A 19240-nucleotide genomic window follows, 5' to 3' on the forward strand; every position below is an offset into this window, starting at 1 on the left:
ATATGGAAAGAGTTCTTACCCAGATCGATACCAATAAGCGCAATGTTTTCCATGATGGTTCTCCGAATGAAAGCCTGTCCTCAGCATAGTACTGGGAAGGAGGGAGTGACCATCTCATTAAATATTCTCGTTTGCGGGATAAAAGTGACCTGACGCAATATTTGCGTTTTGATGCTTATTGATAATGTTGTCACAAAAAGTGAGGGTGACTGCATGGATAAATTACTTGAGCGTTTTTTACAGTACGTTTCGCTGGATACCCAATCTAAGCCGGGTGTTCGCCAGGTGCCAAGCACCGAAGGCCAGTGGAAGCTATTAAACCTGCTTAAAGAGCAGCTTGACGCCATGGGGCTGGTCAACGTCACCTTAAGCGAGAAAGGCACTGTGATGGCAACGCTGCCGGCGAATGTCCCAGGTGACATTCCGGCGATTGGCTTTATCTCCCACGTCGACACCTCTCCGGATTTTAGCGGTAAACACGTGAACCCGCAGATTGTGGAAAACTACCGCGGCGGCGACATTGCGCTGGGCATTGGCGACGAAGTGCTCTCGCCTGTGATGTTCCCGGTGCTGCACCAGCTGCTGGGCCAGACGCTGATCACCACCGACGGAAAAACGCTGCTGGGAGCAGATGACAAGGCGGGCATCGCGGAGATCGTGACGGCGCTGGCGGTGCTGAAAGAGAAAAACATCCCGCACGGGGATATCCGCGTGGCCTTTACGCCGGACGAAGAGGTCGGCAAGGGCGCGAAGCATTTCGACGTGGAAGCCTTTAACGCGCAGTGGGCCTACACCGTTGACGGTGGTGGCGTCGGTGAGCTGGAGTATGAAAACTTTAATGCCGCGTCCGTCACGATCAAAATTGTCGGCAACAACGTTCACCCCGGCTCGGCGAAAGGCGTCATGGTGAACGCGCTGTCGCTGGCATCCAGAATTCACGCAGAAGTCCCGGCGGAAGAGAGCCCTGAACAGACCGAAGGGTACGAAGGTTTCTATCACCTGACCAGCATCAAGGGCACGGTGGACAGCGCGCAGATGCACTACATCATCCGCGATTTCGACCGCAAAGCCTTCGAGGCGCGCAAGCGCAAGATGATGGAGATCGCGAAGAAGGTGGGGAAAGGGCTGCATCCCGACTGCTACATTGAGCTCATCATCGAAGACAGCTATTACAATATGCGCGAGAAGGTGATGGCGCACCCGCATATTCTCGATATCGCCCAGCAGGCGATGCGCGACTGCGATATTGAACCGCAGCTGAAGCCGATTCGCGGCGGTACCGACGGTTCTCAGCTGTCGTTTATGGGGCTGCCGTGCCCGAACCTGTTTACCGGTGGCTATAACTACCACGGCAAGCATGAGTTTGTGACGCTCGAAGGGATGGAGAAAGCGGTGAAGGTGATAGTGCGGATAGCGGAGCTGACCGCGAAGCGGTAAAAAATGCCCGGTGGCGCTGCGCTTACCGGGCCTACGATCCGAATGTAGGCCGGGTAAGGCGCAGCCGCCACCCGGCATTAAGGCAAGGAGTGCCCATGTCAAACTACCGTCGTCACTACGTCCCCGGTGGAACCTGGTTCTTCACCGTCAACCTGCAAAACCGTCAGAGCGATTTGCTTACCCGTCATATTGATAGCCTCCGTACCGCGACTGTCGCGGTTAAACGCGCAAAGCCTTTTACGATAAACGCCTGGGTTATTTTGCCCGAACATATGCACTGCATCTGGACCTTACCGGAAGGCGACAGCGATTTTTCTGCCCGCTGGCGAGATATCAAAAAGACGTTCAGCCGCAGCATCGACATGCGCCATATCTGGCAGCCACGCTTCTGGGAGCACACCATTCGAAACGAAGACGATTACCGGCGGCATGTGGATTACGTCTACATCAATCCGGTGAAGCACGGCTACGTCAGTAAGGTTATCGACTGGCCGTTTTCAACGTTTCACCGAGATGTTCACGAGGGATTATATCCTGCCGATTGGGCAGGGGAGATCGAGGATTTTGCGACGGGAGAGCGGAAGTAAAAAGCCGGGTGGCGGCTGCGCCTTACCCGGCCTACGATCGTATTGTAGGCCCGGTAAGCGCAGCGCCACCGGGCATTAAGTCGACTCAGTCCTCAAAGAACCAGTACCCGCTGTTGACCAGCGCGGCCAGCATTGCGAGGAAGGATGGATCTTCCAGCGCATCGCCAAATGTGTCGGCAGTCAACACCAGATGGCTGGCAATCGCTTCCAGCGCCGGACGGTGCGGAGAGTCAAGCTTCTCGCCGTTGACGAACACCTCATCACCAACGCGCAGCACGCGCAGCCCGCCCAGACGCGTCAGCTTGTCGCCCTGCTGAAGCGCATCATAAATCTCGTCAGCCTGATACGGCGGTTCCGGCGGCGCAACGTCCAGCTCATGACGCGACTGGCTGATAAACTCACCAAACCACTGTTTGAAGTGCTCCGGCTCGTTGATCAAATCCAGCATCATGCCGCGCAGCTTATCCAGCTCCGCTGGCAGAATATCGGCCGGATGCTCGCGGGCAGGGACGTCAGGGTCGCTATAACGGTAGCTACCCAGCTCGCGTTGCAGAACATAGTCGGCAAATCCGCTGATCATCTCGCGGCCGCTTGGCGCGCGGAACCCAACCGAGTAGTTGAGCGAGTTTTCCAGGGAGTAACCCTCGTGCGGGAATCCAGGCGGAATGTAGAGAATATCGCCCGGCTCCAGCTCTTCGTCGATAATGCCTTCGAACGGATCGACCTGAAGCAGATCCGGATGCGGGCAGTGCTGTTTCATTGGCACTTTTTCGCCCACGCGCCAGCGGCGGCGGCCCGTACCCTGAATAATAAACACGTCGTACTGGTCCAGATGCGGACCCACGCCGCCGCCCGGTACGGAGAAGGAGATCATCAGATCGTCCATGCGCCAGTCGGGAAGGGCGCGGAACGGGCGCATTAAGGCAGCCGTTGGCTCGTGCCAGTGGTTCACCGCCTGCACCAGCAGCGACCAGTTGTTTTCACCGAGGTGATCGTAACTCTCGAAAGGACCGTGGCTGACCTGCCATTTCCCGTCCTGGTGGCTGACCAGGCGGCTGTCGACTTCATTTTCCATGGCCAGACCGGCCAGTTCGTCAGGGGAGATGGGGTCGACAAAGTTGCTGAACCCGCGTTTCAGAACCACCGGGCGTTTTTGCCAGTAACGTTCAATAAACTCGGGCCAGTTAAGCGTTAAGTGATAATCCATATTTTTTTATTCCGCAGGCTCTTACTGACCTGGATTATAACGGAAGCTCGGCCCCCCGGCTGCGAGATCCTCGCATTTTTCACATAACGGGTTAACTATCGTTCGACGTGGGCTCCTGGCGACCAAAAATGACCTCCATTCGGGCGCCGCCCAGCAGGCTTTCGCCGGTTTCGATTTTTCCGTCGTACTGGTCAACAATCTCGCGGGCGACGGCTAAACCGACGCCCTGGCCTGGGCGTAGCGTATCGGCGCGCTGGCCGCGATCGAACACCACATCGCGCTTGTTGAGTGGGATCCCCGGGCCATCATCCTCAACGATGATATGCAGTTCATTTTCCGTCTGGCGCGCGGACACTTCCACGAACTCCAGACAATATTTGCAGGCGTTGTCCAGCAGGTTACCCATCACCTCCATGAAGTCGTTTTTTTCCCCGACAAAGCTGATCTCGGGCGAAATATCGAGGCTAATGTTCACCCCTTTACGCTGATACACCTTGTTGAGGGCAGAGGTGAGGTTATCCAGAAGCGGGGCGACCGGGTGCAGCTCGCGGCTCAGCAGGGCGCTGCCTGAACGCATGCTGGCGCGGTGCAGGTAGTAGCCAATTTGCTGTGAAATACGGCTGATCTGTTCCAGCATCACCGGCTCGGCATCATCGACGCTCAGCTTCGAACTGCGCATTGAACGCAGGGTGCTTTGCATAACGGCCAGCGGGGTTTTCAGGCTGTGGGTCAGGTCGGTAAGGGTAGTACGGTACTTATCATAGCGTTCGCGTTCACTTTTCAGCAGGCGGTTGAGGTTACGCACCAGGCTGGTAAGCTCGCGGGTCGTTTCCGGATTCAGCTTCTCGCGATGATGCTCTTCCAGCTCGCGAACCTCTTTTGCCAGAGATTCAATGGGGCGCAAGCTCCACCATGCCGCTATCCACAGCAGCGGGATCACCAGCAGAAGATTTGCAGCCAGAACGTAGATGAACCAGCTCCAGACCATATAAGAACGCTTCAGCTCGATCGGAATGGTGTCGATCACCACGATGGTCAGCTGAGGCATGTTCAGCGTCGCCGGGTAGAGATTAATCGCAACGGAGTGCGTCATTTCCGTTTCGGCATCATCCGCGCGGATCTCGTTCAGCTTTTGCTGCAAAGAGCGATCTTCACGGATCAGCGAGCTGGTGGTATTGAGATCGGCCTCAATTTCATGAAAACCGTTGGTTTTAAGCCATTCCGGACGAATACTTTTAACCAGCCACGGGATGTCACGCTGCGCCCACAGTAACTTACCCTTCTCGTCATAGATCAGGGCCAGCGTGGGGCTCTGCTGGTTGAGGTTTTCCGGCATTTCGACGGTGATGCGGTTGTTTTCCCATTTCGCCAGGGTATAAAACAGATTGCTTTCGCCACGCAGCAGCCGAAAGGTGGTTTTATCAAAGCTGACGCTGTAGCCCACGAGGGCGACCATGCCGTAGGAGAGCGACAGCACCAGCACGACGGCGGCCGTTGCCAGCAGAAAACGTACCCGCAGCGAAAGGGGCAGAATATGGCGCAAGATCCGTCTCATTTAGCGTAATTCGAACAGGTAGCCCTGGCCACGGACGGTGGTAATCACATCCTGCGGATACTGCGCCTGAATCTTCTTGCGCAAACGTCCCATCAGCACGTCAATGGTATGGCTCTCGCGCAGTTCCGCATCGGGATAAAGCTGGAGCATTAAGGAATCTTTGCTCACCACTTTGCCATTGTTACGGATCAGCGTCTCCATGATGGTGTATTCGAAGGCGGTGAGCTTGATTACTTCATCATTGATGGATAATTCCCGGCGGGAGAGATCGACCTGGAAAGGCGGGATGGAAATAACCTGTGACGCCAGCCCGCTGTTGCGGCGTAATAGCGCCTGCATCCGCGCCGCCACCTCTTCAATATGAAACGGCTTGGTGACGTAATCATCTGCACCCGCGCTGAGTACTTCAACCTTGTCCTGCCAGCCTTCACGGGCGGTCAGCACCAGAACCGGCAGGGAGACATCGTGGCTGCGCCAGCGGCGAATTAAGGACAGACCGTCTTCGTCAGGCAACCCTAAATCGACAATGGCGATATCCGGCAGGTGTTCATTGAGATAATAATCGGCTTCTTTTGCATCTTCAGCATCGTCCACCTGATGTCCCATCTCCTGAAGCTGGACCTTCAGGTGATGGCGTAGCAATGCGTTATCCTCAACAACCAGTACGCGCATCATCTCTTCTCCCTAGATATTTGGTATGAATAGTTTAACGCTGATTATGTTGTTGTGGGGATAAACATTGAGTAAACCGGGGAAAAGCATCCCCCTTTTCGGGCGAAAAGGGGGAGAGGGGCGTTATTTCAGCTCGTCAACCATGGTAATGGCGCGGCCAATGTAGTTCGCCGGGGTCATCGCCTTCAGGCGGGTTTTCTCTTCTTCCGGCAGCGCCAGACCGTCGATAAACTGCTTCATGCCTTCGGCGTCAACGCGCTTGCCGCGGGTCAGCTCTTTCAGCTTTTCGTACGGTTTTTCGATGCCGTAACGGCGCATCACGGTCTGGATCGGCTCCGCCAGCACTTCCCAGTTGTGATCCAGCTCGTCCAGCAGGCGATCGCGGTTCACTTCCAGCTTGCTCACGCCTTTCAGGGTGGACTGGTACGCAATCAGCGCGTAGCCAATGCCCACGCCCAGGTTGCGCAGCACGGTGGAGTCGGTCAGGTCGCGCTGCCAGCGGGATACCGGCAGTTTGCTCGCCATATGCTGCAGCACGGCGTTCGCCAGGCCCAGGTTGCCTTCGGAGTTTTCGAAGTCGATGGGGTTCACCTTGTGCGGCATGGTAGAAGAGCCGATTTCACCGGCGATGGTTTTCTGCTTGAAGTGGTTCAGGGCGATGTAGCCCCATACGTCACGATCGAAGTCGATCAGGATGGTGTTGAAGCGCGCGATGCAGTCAAACAGCTCGGCGATATAGTCGTGTGGTTCGATCTGGGTGGTGTACGGGTTCCACTGAATCCCCAGAGAAGTCACGAACTCTTCGCTGAACTGGTGCCAGTCCACTTCCGGATAGGCGGCGATGTGGGCGTTATAGTTACCGACCGCGCCGTTGATTTTGCCGAGAATTTCAACCTGTTCCAGCTGACGGTACTGGCGCTCCATGCGGTACGCGACGTTCGCCATCTCTTTCCCCATAGTGGAAGGGGTGGCTGGCTGGCCGTGAGTACGAGAAAGCAGCGGAATGTCGCGGTACTCCACGGACAGCGCTTTCACCGCGTCGATGATTTTACGCCAGTAAGGCAGCACCACCTCTTTGCGCGCGGTAGAGAGCATCAGCGCATGAGACAGGTTGTTGATGTCTTCAGAGGTACAGGCGAAGTGAATGAACTCAGACACGGCGTGCAGGGCAGGGACGCTTTCCACTTTCTCTTTCAGGAAATACTCAACCGCCTTCACGTCGTGGTTGGTGGTGCGTTCAATGGTCTTAATGCGCGCGGCGTCTTGTTCGCTAAATTCGGCAACGATTTTATCAAGGTAATCGTTTGCCTTTTCGTCAAAAGCAGGAACTTCCTTGATTGCTGCCTGGGCGGCCAGCTTTTGCAGCCAGCGTACTTCAACCTGAACACGGAACTTCAGCAAACCATATTCGCTGAAGATCCCGCGCAGCGCGCTGACTTTATCGCCGTAGCGTCCATCGACAGGGGATACGGCGGTCAGTGAGGATAATTCCATAATTCGCAACTCCGGGAGGTTAACAATGAGCAAGAATTTGTTTTGCCTGAGTGGTCAGGCGATTACGAGAAAACATTAACTGCAGGCGGCCACCGCCAACCTGGTGCCACAGCACGGCGGCGCGGATCCCTGCCAGCAGGGACGCACGCACTTTTGCCTGCACCTGTGGACTTTGCAGCACGGCAGGGGAGCCGGTGACCTGAATGCGCGGGCCGAGCGGGCTGATGACGTCAACGTAAATACCGGCCATGGCGCTGAGCAGCGTGTCGGACTGCAGGTCAAAATGGTCAAGCTGGCGCTGTAGCCCGGCAATGCGATCGCCCAGGGTATTGAGCGCGCCTTTTGCGGCGCTCAGCTTACGCTCCAGCACCATCAGGCTTAACGTGTAGCGGGTCAGCTCTGCGTTTAATCCCTGACGGCTGCTGGCGTTAAGCACGCCAAGCAGGGTTTCAAGACCGAGACGAAGATTGGTTTCACTGCCACCGAACACGCCCAGGGTCGAGCCAGGGTTGAGATCGATAACGCTGTTCAGCGAAACGTGCTGGGCGTCAGCGTCGCAATGACCCTGATGCGCAAGCTGTTGCACCAGACGGGCAGACTGGCAAATTCCCGCCAGCGCCAGGGTGATGTCATAGTAGTTCTTCGCCACACGGTCTCCTTTATGTGAGCAATCGTATTAAACAGCAGGCAGCGGCAGGCGCTGTTCAATGATCCCGCCGCCGAGGCAGATTTCGCCGCTGTAGAAGACAGCAGACTGGCCCGGCGTGACGGCGGCAACCGGCTCGTCGAAGCGCACGTCAATGCGATCGTCATCAAGCGCGGTAATGGTGCAAGGAATATCGCTCTGACGGTAGCGTGTTTTGACCGTGCAGCGCAGCGTGCCTTTCAGCGGCTCGCGGTCGACCCAGTGCAGCTGCTGCGCGATCAGGCCAACCGACATCAGACGCGGATGGTCGTGACCCTGGGCAACAACCAGAATATTGTTTTCGACGTCTTTGTCGACCACATACCACGGATCTTCGCTACCTTCTTTGGTGCCGCCGATGCCCAGGCCTTTACGCTGGCCTAAGGTGTGGTACATCAGCCCCTGGTGCTGACCAATCTCGTCACCGTCGACGGTGACGATTTTACCCGGCTGTGCGGGCAGGTAGCGTCCGAGGAAATCACGGAATTTGCGCTCGCCGATGAAGCAGATGCCGGTAGAGTCTTTTTTCTTCGCGGTGATCAGGTCCAGCTCTTCGGCGATTTTACGCACCTGCGGCTTTTCCAGTTCGCCGACCGGGAACAGGCTCTGGGCGATTTGCTCGTGGCTCAGCGTGTAGAGGAAGTAGCTCTGATCTTTATTGCCGTCCAGGCCGCGCAGCAGCTGGCTTTTGCCGTTCACGTCTGCGCGCCGCACGTAGTGGCCGGTCGCAATATAGTCAGCGCACAGGTCTTCCGCGGCGAACTCCAGGAAGGCCTTAAATTTGATCTCTTTGTTGCACAGGATATCCGGGTTCGGGGTACGGCCCGCTTTGTACTCTTCGAGGAAGAGCTCAAACACGTTGTCCCAGTATTCTGCGGCAAAGTTAACGGTGTGCAGTTCAATACCGAGCTTGTCGCAGACGGCCTGCGCGTCAGCGAGATCCGCTGCGGCAGTGCAGTATTCCTCACCATCGTCTTCCTCCCAGTTCTTCATGAACAGGCCCTCCACCTTATAGCCCTGTTGCTGCAACAGGTAGGCGGAAACGGAGGAATCGACACCGCCGGACATGCCGACGATCACTTTTTTTGGGCTATCTGACATTGGAATACTCACGACATTGAACTTCAAGGCGGCGTATTCTATCACGCCCCCCCACCATTGGCACCCTCTGTAAACGGCCAGTTAAATGCGCCGATGACATCCAGCGGCAAGCGGTCGGCGGACTGCCAGCAGCGAATGCTTTCCGCAACCAGCGGCGAGCGCAGGTTTGGCGCGTTCAGGATCTCGTCGGCAGTGACCCACAGGCAGCGGTCGATATCGTCATCCTGCGGCTCTGTGGCGCACGTTTCGCTTAGCTCGACGGCAAATAAGAAGCGCAGGAACGGAGTGCTATCGGGGGCGATCCACTGGTGCATGCGGATGAAGTGCTGGGGCTCTGCGTGAATGCCGGTCTCCTCCCACAGCTCGCGTTTCGCGGCCTGCAGGAGCGTCTCGTTGGCTTCAAGGTGTCCGGCAGGCTGGTTCCACAGCGCTTTGCCGTTAATGCTCTCTTCAACAACAAGGAATTTACCCCGGGCGTGAACCACGCAGGCAACCGTGACATGAGGTTTAAACATAGTGACTCCTTAAAAGGTAACGTCTCGCCATTCACCGTTTGCCAGCGCGTCCAGAGTGTAGCTGCCCATAGCGTAGCGAATCAGACGCAGGGTAGGGAAGCCGACGTGGGCGGTCATGCGCCGAACCTGACGGTTGCGGCCTTCATAAAGGGTAATTTTGAGCCAGCTGGTTGGAATGGATTTGCGTTCGCGGATCGGCGGATTGCGCGGCCACAGCCACTCTGGTTCATTCACGCGTTCAATACCTGCGGGCAGGGTGGGACCGTCGTTCAGCGTCACGCCGCTGCGCAATTTCTCCAGCGCTTCTTCATCCGGCTCGCCTTCGACCTGGACGAAGTAAATTTTGCCGGTGCGTTTCCCCGGCTGCGTGAGCTTCGCCTGTAGGGCGCCGTCGTTGGTCAGGACCAGCAGGCCCTCGCTGTCGCGGTCCAGACGCCCGGCCGCATAAACCCCCTGTACAGGGATGTAGTCCTTCAGCGTGCTGCGCCCGGCTTCATCGGTAAACTGCGGCAAAACATCGTAGGGTTTATTGAACAAAATAACCCGCTTCGGCTGGGTTTCCTGCGGTCGTCTGGCGGCTTGTCGGGAGCTGAATCGCTCAACCCGGTGTTTTGTAAAAGAAGTTTTCTTCATGGTATTTTCAGGCGTTATCAATTGCCGCATTATAGCCTAATAACGAAGACCTTTCATGGCGCAGGACAATCAGGTACTATCGAAGGGCTCATTACAATTTATTAACATAAGATCAGTAACAACCAGAAGCGCTCGAAGGAGAGGTTAATGGAAAGCAAAGTAGTTGTTCCGGCGGAAGGTAAAAAGATCACCCTGCAAAACGGCAAGATTAACGTTCCTCACAATCCGATTATCCCGTTCATCGAAGGTGACGGTATCGGTGTAGACGTTACCCCGGCAATGCTGAAAGTGGTTGATGCCGCTGTTGAGAAAGCCTACAAAGGCGAGCGTAAAATTTCCTGGATGGAAATTTACACCGGTGAGAAATCTACTCAAGTTTATGGCCAGGACGTCTGGCTGCCAGCCGAAACGCTGGACCTGATCCGCGACTACCGCGTTGCTATTAAAGGCCCACTGACCACCCCAGTCGGCGGCGGTATCCGTTCACTGAACGTGGCGCTGCGCCAGGAGCTGGACCTGTACGTGTGTCTGCGTCCGGTTCGTTACTATCAGGGCACCCCAAGCCCGGTTAAGCACCCTGAACTGACCGACATGGTTATCTTCCGCGAAAACTCAGAAGACATCTACGCGGGTATCGAATGGAAAGCGGACTCTGCAGACGCAGAAAAAGTGATTAAATTCCTGCGCGATGAGATGGGCGTGAAGAAAATTCGCTTCCCTGAGCATTGCGGTATCGGCATCAAGCCGTGCTCCGAAGAAGGGACCAAGCGTCTGGTGCGCGCGGCGATCGAATATGCGATCACCAACGACCGCGACTCAGTGACCCTGGTGCACAAAGGCAACATCATGAAGTTCACCGAAGGCGCGTTCAAAGACTGGGGCTACCAGTTGGCGACCGAAGAGTTCGGCGGCGAGCTGATTGATGGCGGTCCATGGCAGAAAATTAAGAACCCGAACACCGGCAAAGAGATCGTCATTAAAGACGTGATCGCCGATGCGTTCCTGCAGCAGATCCTGCTGCGTCCTGCCGAATACGACGTGATTGCCTGTATGAACCTGAACGGGGACTACATCTCTGACGCCCTGGCGGCACAGGTTGGCGGTATCGGTATCGCCCCTGGCGCGAACATCGGCGACGAGTGCGCCCTGTTCGAAGCAACTCACGGTACTGCACCAAAATACGCAGGCCAGGACAAAGTAAACCCAGGCTCTATCATCCTGTCCGCTGAGATGATGCTGCGTCATATGGAATGGTTCGAAGCCGCAGACCTGATCGTTAAAGGTATGGAAGGCGCGATCAACGCGAAAACCGTAACGTACGATTTCGAACGTCTGATGGAAGGCGCTAAGCTGCTGAAATGCTCAGAGTTTGGCGACGCGATTATCGCGAACATGTAATCCAGATTCTGGGTTAAACAAGAGCGGGGGCCTGAGGGTTCCCGTTTTTTTTGCCTCTGCCTGCGGGAGACAACACGATGTTAGCCACCGTCCTTATCGCTGTCGTTGCACTCATCCATCTCTACATTCTCGTGCTGGAAATGTTCCTGTGGAACACCAAAACGGGGCACAAGGCTTTTAATCTGCGTCCCGACTTTGCGCGCGACACCCGCGTGCTGGCGGCGAATCAGGGGCTGTATAACGGTTTTCTGGCGGCGGGCCTGCTCTGGAGCCTCTGGCTCGGCGACAAGGGGGTTCAGGTCGCCATCTTCTTCCTGGCCTGCGTGCTGATCGCCGGGCTCTTTGGCGCAGCCACCGCCAGCCGAAAAATTTTGTATGTGCAGGCTCTGCCCGCGCTCGCAGCGCTGCTTGCGTTACTTATCTGAAGCAACGCTTTGGTTGAGGTAACGCGTCCGATATACTCGTGACGTTATCCTTCCAGGCGAGAGACGAGACCGTTATGCACAACGACATCCCACTGAAATATTATGACATTGCCGATGAATACGCGACGGAAGCCGCAGAGCAGGTGGCGGAATCAGAGCGCGACGCGCTGGCACACTATTTCCAGCTGCTGCTCACCCGTTTAGCAAATAATGAGGAGATCAGCGAGGAAGCCCAGCAGGAGATGGCCGCGGAGGCCGGGATCCGTGCGGGTCGCATTGATGATGTTGCGAATTTCCTCAACCAGTGGGGAAATGAATAGCCTGCCTTAAAAACCGTTATGCTGATGCTTTGCGATACAGCTCAGCATCACGCTATCGGACCACATGCATTTTTTTCGCAGAATATGCGAAGCAGGTTTGTCGGTAAACAGCACGAAAATGACGGTCAGAAAAAAGAGTGCCACTGGGAAAAGTAAGGATAATTTCACGTTTTTAACCAAAATAAGAGTGTATTTCCAGGTAATCTACCGTCTGATTGTGACGACTATATGATTTTGCTTAAAAAATGGAAACGTGTAATTTAAAAAAAGATCGCGCCAGGCTTCGGGTTACCGAATGACGCCGGTGAGCCGCTTCGCCAGCTCGCTTCGGCTGAGCGCTTTTGAAAAATACCATCCCTGGATCAGGGCATCGGGATAGCGCTCAGCAATAAAGCGATACTGAATTTCATTTTCCACGCCCTCGAAAACAAGCGTTTTGTTCAGCTTCGCGAGGGCATCGCTGAAGATAACAAAGATGTTTTGCTTATAATGCTCGCTGATGCCATCCACCAGCGACTTATCAATTTTGATCTCATCATATTCAAGCAGCGACAGGCGGGCGAGGTTTGAATTTTGCACGCCAAAATCATCAATTGATATTTTAACGCCGAGTGACTTCAGTTCCTGACAGAATCCCTCGAGGATATCTGCCGCGGAAACGGCTTTCTCGGAAAGCTCGACCTTTAGCAAGGAAAGGGGGAGGCGGTTGGCTGAACACGCGCGGCGCAAAGTGTTAATAAACTGACCGTCTTCAATTTCCTTGCGCCCAACGTTGAGGGAAACGATCAGCTGATGCTTAATGGCCAGCGGGGCAATTTCTGCAAGGGACTTACCGATAATATTGCTGTAATATTTTTTATACAGGCCGATTTTTTTAATTAATGGAATAAACAGCTCCGGCGAGACGTCGCCGTGCTTTTGATCGCGCCATCGCGACAGAACTTCTATGCCCACGATTTTTTGATCGCGAATGCGGATAATAGGCTGGTAATTAACGCTGAAGGTATTGGTTATCACCGCTTTGATCAGCGTACGTTCCAGCGAAAAACGGTCTTCATGAATACGGAAAAGAAACAGCGTTATCGCGAGCCAGATTAAATAAAGAATGATTGCGAGAAACGTAAAGATAAACGGGGGCAACGAGGCCAGTCCTGCATCGTGATGTTTTACAATCACGCATAAATCCCACAAGGCGCTGCACTGCGTCATGGTCAGGGTGAACAGCGTCGACTGCAGCCAGCTTTGCGGCGGAAGCTCAGGGGCGGCCGAAAAAAAGGTCCGACCAAAGTCCTTGGTGGTGGCACTCAGAGAATAGCTTGCGGTAACCGGAGTGAATTTATCGTAGGCATAGCGGGAGGTGAAGATAATAATATTATTATAAATGGCCGCATTGCCTGTGAAGAAGTCTTTTCTTGAAAACTGCGCCAGAAGAAAGCCTCTCGGCGTTTTATGCAGTTCGGCAGGAAGCGCGACGGGCGTCGCGAGTTTCCCCCAAAAGGCGGTACAAACAATTTTTCCCTTTTCGATAAAACCGATATCGCCGAAATAGAGGCTGTTAAGCTTTATTTGTCTGTAGGTATCAAGACTGGCTTTATCACATCCCTGCGTCGTTATGCTTTTGAGTCCCAGCGCCACGCTTTCGGAGAGGTCTTCTGAATAACGTAAAAGCGTATGGGATATTTCGAGCTGTTTGGTTTTCTGCTGACCGATGATAACCGCATTGACCGCATACAGCGACAGAATGACCAGAAGCGTTGAAACGATCGCAACGGCAATGCGCTTTTTCATTTTCCAGTTATCCTGTCCGCTCCCTGATTTCACAAATCTTATCACAGGCAGGGCAAGGTACAAGCCTGATAGTCACAGCTGGTAATCACATTCAGGCGGCTGAACTCATACGAAAGTATCAGTTTTTTAAGACAAATCTCAGCTAAGCTTTTTTCATTGCCATAAGCAACGCCGGGTCAGGCGCAGGCGCTTTTTCCATATCCTCCATGCCTGTTTTTTCTATTAAGGAAAACATCGTGCGCAACGTGACGATCCCCCTTCTCAGTGCTCTGTTTCTCTTTCTGGGCGGCATGCTGATTATTAACTGGCAGCTATGGCAGATGGCGAAAGCGAATAATATTCACACCGCCACGGTTAGCATTCAGAAAATAGAAAACATTCTTACTGAAGCGGCCAGTGCGGCCAACACGGCGAAGCGCGTTGCGGCTCAAGGATGTACCAGTACTGGACAGCTGGCGCTGGGGACAGAAGCTGCGTTAAAACCGCATCTGCGCGCCATCATGATTCAGCAGCAGGGTAAAATCATCTGTACTTCACTTCCCGGAAATGGCGTGTTGATTATTCATCCGGAGACGTTACCTGAGAAACAATTAATGCTGGTCCCCGGTAACCGACTGGTTAACGGCATTCCGGTGCTTGTCTTCCAGATGCCCATTGCGGGAGGGCGCGTCATCGTCAGCGTCAGTGATGCGCATTTGCAGGACGTCATCGCAAACGCGTCAAACAGCGTTGACCTGGAGCTGGTGGTTGGCGAAAAACGGTTTACGCGCAGCGGTGATGTGATCGACTGGAAAGCGGCCGCCTGGGCGGGGTCACTTGCGTCATCCGCGCAATTCCCCTTTAGTCTGGCCTGGCAACCGCCTGCCTTTTTTAGCCTGACGCGGCTGCTGCAACAGGGATGGAGTCTGATACTGCTTATTCTTGCGCTATCGGTGGCGGTGGGCATTTTGATCCGCCGTTACAAGGGGAAAAGCACCTCATTTGAAGACGATTTGCGCAAGGCCATTTTACAGGGAGAGATCGAGCCTTATTACCAGCCGATCGTTAACGGCGATACTGGCGGGTTGTATGGTGTTGAAGTCCTGGCGAGATGGAAGCATCCAAAATCAGGGTTTATCCCGCCGGATGTCTTTATTCCGATTGCTGAACGAAGCGGTTTAATTATTCCCTTGACCAAAGGGATGATGGCGAAAGTTGTTACGCAGCTTAAGCCACTTTTGCCAAAGCTCCCGGACGGGTTTCATATTGGGGTGAACATCAGCGCCAGGCACATCAATGCCCCTTCTTTCCTCGGCGACTGTCGCGTGTTCGGCAACGGATTTCAGGGTAAAGAAGTCAAGCTGGTGCTTGAGGTGACCGAGCGTGAACCGCTGATCGATAACCCCCACCTGGTGGAAAATCTTAACAGGCTGCATAACGCCGGTTTTGTCATTGCGCTCGATGATTTTGGTACTGGCTATTCAGGGCTGTCATGCCTTAATGCCCTCGCCATTGATTATATTAAAATAGACAAAAGCTTTGTGAACCGGGTTTCAGATGAAAAAGACTCAACGATCCTGCTGGACTGCGTCATTGAACTGGCGAAAAAACTCTCATTACGCATTGTGGCTGAAGGCGTAGAAACGAAAGCGCAGCTGGAGTATCTAAACCGTAATGAAATTACGCTGTTGCAGGGTTATTATTTTGGTAAGCCTGTCTCCTATATCGATTTTATTAAAGTCATTTTATCTAAGCCAAGGGAGACCGTAAGTTTGTAGAGCGTAATTAAGACGAGCTTCTGTAGTATGCTTAAGTGCAATTCATTTTCCTCTTATCCTGAGCTTTGTTACAGTGACAAGAGTTGTCAGCCAGGGATGTCAGGCGTGATAAGGTGGAATAGCTCGTGCATGTGAAAAATACTTTTTACACAACAACCATTACCGTCATTATTGTCTCATTGATCATCTCGCTGTCGCTTGCCGTCCAAATTGCCACGTCAAGGCAGCAGTCAATCCAGCAAATAAATACCGGCGTCGCTAACCTGAGCCATACCCTCGATGTCTATACCGAGGGGATCATGCGCCAGAGCGAAATGTTAATTACTACCGTTTCCGACATTATCGAAATTTATGGCATGACCCCGCAGCAGGCGACCCATATTCAGCGGATGATCAATAATCAGGATAATCTTCTTACCCAGATTAATAATGTGGTTGTTTACGATGCCAGCGGCGATATCTTTACCGCACTGCACGAAAGTTTTACCGGGCCGCGCAAAGGCTCGGACAGAAAGTTTTTTATCTATCATCGGGACAATAAAGGTCAGCAGATTTTTATTGGGGAGCCGGTGGTCAGCCGCACCAACGGTAAATGGGTTATCACCATCAGTCGACGCCTTGAAACCCCCGCCGGGGCATTTAACGGCGTCGTGGTCGTGACGCTGGGTATCGAAAATTTTTTGGCGCTCTACGGGCAAATTAATATCGGTCACTCGGGCGTCATCGGCTTAACGACGCAATCAGGCGTGCTGCTGGTCCGTTATCCCTTTAAAAATACCTATATCGGCACGATTGTTTCTGATTCACCGCTCTTCAGGAAATACCTTAAGGTACAAAATACCGGGATTGCCCGTTCCGTGTCGCGGTTTGATAAAATCGACCGTATTTATGCCTATGAGAAAAACAGACGCTACGGGCTGGTTACCACCGTGGCCGTCAGCATTGATGAAGCCCTTGCTCCCTGGCGCAAGCAGGCGATTCAGCTGGCGGTACTCATTTTCGTGTTTACGGCGATACTCATCGTGGCGTCATACTTCCTGTATTCCGACCTGTCCCGAAAAGCAAAGGACAATAAGGCGCTAAAGATTATTGCCTCAGAAGATGCCTTGACCGGGCTGTACAACCGCCGCATTTTTGATGAAAAATTCCTTTCGGAAATCGCGCGTTGTGCCGCACGTGATGCACCAATTTCGATACTGATTGTGGACGTGGACTTCTTCAAAAAATACAACGATAACTACGGCCATCCGGAAGGGGACCGGTGCCTCGCGCTGCTGGGAAACAGCCTCAGGGAGAGCCTGACCCGCGATAACCAGATTGTCGCGCGATACGGCGGAGAGGAATTTGCGCTGATACTGCCGGATGCGGATATTCAGCAGGCACTTCGTCTGGCACAGACGATTATTCGCAATGTGTTCTCGCTGGACATCGCCCATGCTTTTAGCCCCTTCGGGCGGGTGACGGTAAGCGTCGGAATTTCAACCGCACGCGCCGTCGACATCGCGGGCAGCCAGCAGAATATCATTGTTGCCGCTGACCAGGCGCTCTATCAGGCGAAACGCGCGGGACGTAACCGCTACGCGTTTGTTGGGGTCTGAGCAAAAAAAAGCCCACTCTACGGTGGGCAAGAAATACTGGAAGCAATGTGAGCAATGTCGTACTGAATACCCGAGTCTTTAACTCAATTATTCAGTGTTGAGAAAGATAATCTTTCTCAACAAAAGATGCAACCCCACAGTTTATGTGCCACGCGCTTTTTTATTGATGAATAATTGCGCACTCTCTCATTGTGATGCCTATCACAAATTTCCTTTCTGAAATCCTGTGCTATCCTTTTTTGTGTCGTTGATTTAATGACAAAAACCATACAGAGAGGAAAGTTATGGGAATTTTATCCTGGATTATCTTTGGGCTTATTGCAGGTATTCTGGCGAAGTGGATCATGCCGGGCAAAGATGGCGGTGGGTTTATCGTCACCGTAATACTGGGTATTGTGGGCGCGGTAGTTGGCGGCTGGATCAGTACGCTGTTCGGTTTTGGCAAGGTCGATGGCTTTAACTTCGGCAGTTTCGCCGTGGCGGTAATCGGTGCGCTGGTTGTTCTGTTTATCTACAGAAAGATCAAAAGCTAAGGCTTAAAGCGTTGGAAAAGGCTGCCGGATGGCGGCCTTTTTACTTGCAGGGGTTACCACCAGCCGAGCTGCGTGCCGGCAAACGCCGCAATGGCAACGATCAGCATAATGACGGTTGTTTTCCGCATTTATGCCCCCGGAGCCGCGTAACCGCCGACAAAAAACCATGCTAAAAAAACCACCGCCGTGATAAATATCACGACCGGGAAGAGGATCCCTATTCTCATACCATCACCTGTTTCGGTTCCAATAACGCCGTAGAGTGTACGGGGTTAATCCATAGTGAGAAAGCGTGTTTTGCTTTTTCCTTTCTTAACCTGATACATCGCCACATCCGCGGCGCGTAACGCGCTGTCAGGATCGGTTTTGGCAGGATCCACTTCAATAACGCCAAGGCTGGCTCCAGGATAAATGATATGAACGCTGCCCAGCCAGTATTCGCCAGCAATGCAGGCGCTGAGGCGCGTTTTGAGCAGCGTAATCTGCGCATTATCCCCGTCCTGACGGGCGTGGCTCAGCGACGCGACGAGAAACTCATCACCGCCCAGCCGGCCAATAATATCGTCCTGCTGTTTCTCTTCCGTCAAACGCTTGCCCACTTCAATCAAAAACTGGTCGCCAGCCTCGTGACCGTAGCGATCGTTAATCAGCTTGAAGTCATCCAGATCGATAAACGCGATGATGGCATTTCGCTTAAGGTGCCGTGCCAGTGAAAAGAGGGTGGTCAGATCCTCAAAGATGGCGCGACGGTTGGGTAAACCGGTCAGAGCATCCGTGTAGGAGTGCGCGATGAGGGCCGCGTTGGCTTCGCGAAGCTGGGTCACCAGCGACTCTTTCTGGATGGACTGGGCAATCAGCCCGGCGAAGAGCTTCAGCACCTGTTCACCGCGCTCGCTAAGGGGCTTTTTGGCCGTGCTGGTGGCGCAGAGCGTTCCGTAGAGTGAACCATCCGCAAGATGGACAGGAATACTCATGTAGGTGGTAATGCCAAGCGCTTTTGCGGCTTCACACTCGGGCCAGCGTTCGGGGACGTCATTGCTGAACAGGGTGTCACTGTCCAGCGCGCGCTTGCACAGCGTCTCATCCCACGGGACGCTGAGTCCCTCAGGAATTGTCATCTGCTTGCTGTTGCGGGCGTAGAGGATGTGCTGCAGCCGCGCTTCGATATCCACCTTCGTCAGGTAGGTCGACTCCATGTCGGTGACAATTTCCAGCATCTCCAGCAGCTGGCGAACGAGGCTTTCAAGGGTTTGCTCGGTGGCAAGGGTTTCTGAAACGCGAGCGAGGATAATATCCGACATGACGTAGAATGACTCCCAGGCAGAAGACGTCTGCATCTGCATGTTATGCTGAGTTTTTAGGCTTCAGGCATAGTAAAACATGAATACAGAAAATTTAATATATGCAGGGAGAGGGCAGCAGCAGAGAAAAAAAAGCCCCGTTGTTGAGAGCGGGGCAAAGACATCTTGATTACGGAATGATGTTCTCTGGTCATATCGAGTACACGCCACACTATAGTGCTGAAAAGTGCAGTT

General features: G+C 53.7%; 19 protein-coding genes. 8 read left to right on the plus strand and 11 right to left on the minus strand.

Annotated features, from left to right (window positions below; all coding sequences use genetic code 11):
• Positions 1–213: 213 nt before the first annotated feature.
• On the plus strand, positions 214–1437 hold the full coding sequence (gene pepT, locus ACMWKK_RS14415; RefSeq protein ID WP_112780775.1) for a peptidase T: 1224 nt from the start codon (positions 214–216) through the stop codon (positions 1435–1437).
• Between the two features lie 95 nt (positions 1438–1532).
• On the plus strand, positions 1533–2024 hold the full coding sequence (locus ACMWKK_RS14420; protein ID WP_112780774.1) for an REP-associated tyrosine transposase: 492 nt from the start codon (positions 1533–1535) through the stop codon (positions 2022–2024).
• Positions 2025–2109: 85 nt separating this feature from the next.
• Here the strand turns inward: ACMWKK_RS14420 and ACMWKK_RS14425 are convergent, their stop codons facing one another.
• The 8 genes from ACMWKK_RS14425 to rluE all read right to left on the minus strand — a co-directional run bounded on the left by ACMWKK_RS14425 (position 2110) and on the right by rluE (position 9916).
• A complete protein-coding gene (locus ACMWKK_RS14425; RefSeq protein WP_112780773.1) occupies positions 2110–3231 on the minus strand; it encodes a cupin domain-containing protein in 1122 nt (373 codons plus the stop codon).
• Positions 3232–3322: 91 nt separating this feature from the next.
• Positions 3323–4786, minus strand: coding sequence for a two-component system sensor histidine kinase PhoQ (gene phoQ / locus ACMWKK_RS14430; protein ID WP_045326997.1), 1464 nt, complete (start codon positions 4784–4786; stop codon positions 3323–3325).
• Positions 4787–5458 (minus strand): two-component system response regulator PhoP, encoded by a 672-nt coding sequence (phoP, locus tag ACMWKK_RS14435; RefSeq protein WP_024908594.1) that lies wholly within the window; start codon positions 5456–5458, stop codon positions 4787–4789.
• Positions 5459–5581: 123 nt separating this feature from the next.
• Positions 5582–6952, minus strand: coding sequence for an adenylosuccinate lyase (gene purB, locus ACMWKK_RS14440; protein WP_008500757.1), 1371 nt, complete (start codon positions 6950–6952; stop codon positions 5582–5584).
• A gap of 19 nt (positions 6953–6971) precedes the next feature.
• Positions 6972–7601 carry a high frequency lysogenization protein HflD gene (gene hflD / locus ACMWKK_RS14445; RefSeq protein WP_406542822.1) on the minus strand — a complete coding sequence of 210 codons (630 nt, stop codon included), beginning with the start codon at positions 7599–7601 and terminating at the stop codon, positions 6972–6974.
• A 27-nt stretch (positions 7602–7628) separates the two neighbouring features.
• The gene (mnmA, locus tag ACMWKK_RS14450) at positions 7629–8738 is read right to left on the minus strand and encodes a tRNA 2-thiouridine(34) synthase MnmA (RefSeq protein WP_139156897.1); all 1110 of its coding nucleotides are present in this window, start codon (positions 8736–8738) and stop codon (positions 7629–7631) included.
• A gap of 41 nt (positions 8739–8779) precedes the next feature.
• A complete protein-coding gene (locus ACMWKK_RS14455) occupies positions 8780–9253 on the minus strand; it encodes an NUDIX hydrolase (RefSeq protein WP_045326999.1) in 474 nt (157 codons plus the stop codon).
• Between the two features lie 9 nt (positions 9254–9262).
• Positions 9263–9916, minus strand: coding sequence for a 23S rRNA pseudouridine(2457) synthase RluE (gene rluE / locus ACMWKK_RS14460; protein WP_112780771.1), 654 nt, complete (start codon positions 9914–9916; stop codon positions 9263–9265).
• A gap of 117 nt (positions 9917–10033) precedes the next feature.
• Here rluE and icd point away from each other — a divergent pair, with 117 nt between their 5' ends.
• The 3 genes from icd to ACMWKK_RS14475 all read left to right on the plus strand — a co-directional run bounded on the left by icd (position 10034) and on the right by ACMWKK_RS14475 (position 12029).
• Entirely contained in the window at positions 10034–11284 is a 1251-nt protein-coding gene (gene icd, locus ACMWKK_RS14465) for an NADP-dependent isocitrate dehydrogenase (RefSeq protein ID WP_112780770.1), read from the plus strand.
• A gap of 77 nt (positions 11285–11361) precedes the next feature.
• Positions 11362–11709, plus strand: a complete 348-nt coding sequence (locus ACMWKK_RS14470; protein ID WP_112780769.1) for a DUF1304 domain-containing protein — start codon at positions 11362–11364, stop codon at positions 11707–11709.
• A 74-nt stretch (positions 11710–11783) separates the two neighbouring features.
• Positions 11784–12029, plus strand: coding sequence for a DUF2543 family protein (locus tag ACMWKK_RS14475; RefSeq protein ID WP_032639754.1), 246 nt, complete (start codon positions 11784–11786; stop codon positions 12027–12029).
• 288 nt (positions 12030–12317) lie between these two features.
• Here ACMWKK_RS14475 and ACMWKK_RS14480 read toward each other — a convergent pair whose 3' ends face one another.
• Entirely contained in the window at positions 12318–13817 is a 1500-nt protein-coding gene (locus tag ACMWKK_RS14480; RefSeq protein WP_112780768.1) for a cyclic diguanylate phosphodiesterase, read from the minus strand.
• A 236-nt stretch (positions 13818–14053) separates the two neighbouring features.
• Here ACMWKK_RS14480 and ACMWKK_RS14485 point away from each other — a divergent pair, with 236 nt between their 5' ends.
• From ACMWKK_RS14485 to ACMWKK_RS14495, 3 genes are all read left to right on the plus strand, one after another.
• Positions 14054–15574 (plus strand): EAL domain-containing protein, encoded by a 1521-nt coding sequence (locus ACMWKK_RS14485; protein ID WP_112780779.1) that lies wholly within the window; start codon positions 14054–14056, stop codon positions 15572–15574.
• A 125-nt stretch (positions 15575–15699) separates the two neighbouring features.
• Complete coding sequence (locus tag ACMWKK_RS14490) at positions 15700–17172, plus strand: diguanylate cyclase (protein WP_406542823.1); 1473 nt, start codon at positions 15700–15702, stop codon at positions 17170–17172.
• Positions 17173–17456: 284 nt separating this feature from the next.
• The gene (locus ACMWKK_RS14495) at positions 17457–17705 is read left to right on the plus strand and encodes a GlsB/YeaQ/YmgE family stress response membrane protein (RefSeq protein WP_008500746.1); all 249 of its coding nucleotides are present in this window, start codon (positions 17457–17459) and stop codon (positions 17703–17705) included.
• Positions 17706–17833: 128 nt separating this feature from the next.
• On the opposite strand, the gene ACMWKK_RS14500 is transcribed toward ACMWKK_RS14495, so the two are convergent.
• Both ACMWKK_RS14500 and ACMWKK_RS14505 read right to left on the minus strand, forming a co-directional pair.
• A complete protein-coding gene (locus ACMWKK_RS14500) occupies positions 17834–17932 on the minus strand; it encodes a YoaK family small membrane protein (RefSeq protein ID WP_014883431.1) in 99 nt (32 codons plus the stop codon).
• A 45-nt stretch (positions 17933–17977) separates the two neighbouring features.
• Entirely contained in the window at positions 17978–19006 is a 1029-nt protein-coding gene (locus tag ACMWKK_RS14505; protein WP_045327128.1) for a sensor domain-containing diguanylate cyclase, read from the minus strand.
• Between the last annotated feature and the right edge of the window lie 234 nt (positions 19007–19240).

Source organism: Enterobacter sp. 01-M-03-SI-ECC (genome assembly GCF_047530215.1).
Lineage (GTDB): Bacteria > Pseudomonadota > Gammaproteobacteria > Enterobacterales > Enterobacteriaceae > Enterobacter > Enterobacter chengduensis.

Coding starts and splice junctions, on each gene's coding strand:
- pepT (WP_112780775.1), top strand. CDS start 214: ATGGATAAATTACTTGAGCGTTTTTTACAGTACGTTTCGCTGGATACC.
- ACMWKK_RS14420 (WP_112780774.1), top strand. CDS start 1,533: ATGTCAAACTACCGTCGTCACTACGTCCCCGGTGGAACCTGGTTCTTC.
- ACMWKK_RS14425 (WP_112780773.1), bottom strand. CDS start 3,231: ATGGATTATCACTTAACGCTTAACTGGCCCGAGTTTATTGAACGTTAC.
- phoQ (WP_045326997.1), bottom strand. CDS start 4,786: ATGAGACGGATCTTGCGCCATATTCTGCCCCTTTCGCTGCGGGTACGT.
- phoP (WP_024908594.1), bottom strand. CDS start 5,458: ATGCGCGTACTGGTTGTTGAGGATAACGCATTGCTACGCCATCACCTG.
- purB (WP_008500757.1), bottom strand. CDS start 6,952: ATGGAATTATCCTCACTGACCGCCGTATCCCCTGTCGATGGACGCTAC.
- mnmA (WP_139156897.1), bottom strand. CDS start 8,738: ATGTCAGATAGCCCAAAAAAAGTGATCGTCGGCATGTCCGGCGGTGTC.
- ACMWKK_RS14455 (WP_045326999.1), bottom strand. CDS start 9,253: ATGTTTAAACCTCATGTCACGGTTGCCTGCGTGGTTCACGCCCGGGGT.
- rluE (WP_112780771.1), bottom strand. CDS start 9,916: ATGCGGCAATTGATAACGCCTGAAAATACCATGAAGAAAACTTCTTTT.
- icd (WP_112780770.1), top strand. CDS start 10,034: ATGGAAAGCAAAGTAGTTGTTCCGGCGGAAGGTAAAAAGATCACCCTG.
- ACMWKK_RS14470 (WP_112780769.1), top strand. CDS start 11,362: ATGTTAGCCACCGTCCTTATCGCTGTCGTTGCACTCATCCATCTCTAC.
- ACMWKK_RS14475 (WP_032639754.1), top strand. CDS start 11,784: ATGCACAACGACATCCCACTGAAATATTATGACATTGCCGATGAATAC.
- ACMWKK_RS14480 (WP_112780768.1), bottom strand. CDS start 13,817: ATGAAAAAGCGCATTGCCGTTGCGATCGTTTCAACGCTTCTGGTCATT.
- ACMWKK_RS14495 (WP_008500746.1), top strand. CDS start 17,457: ATGGGAATTTTATCCTGGATTATCTTTGGGCTTATTGCAGGTATTCTG.
- ACMWKK_RS14500 (WP_014883431.1), bottom strand. CDS start 17,932: ATGAGAATAGGGATCCTCTTCCCGGTCGTGATATTTATCACGGCGGTG.
- ACMWKK_RS14505 (WP_045327128.1), bottom strand. CDS start 19,006: ATGTCGGATATTATCCTCGCTCGCGTTTCAGAAACCCTTGCCACCGAG.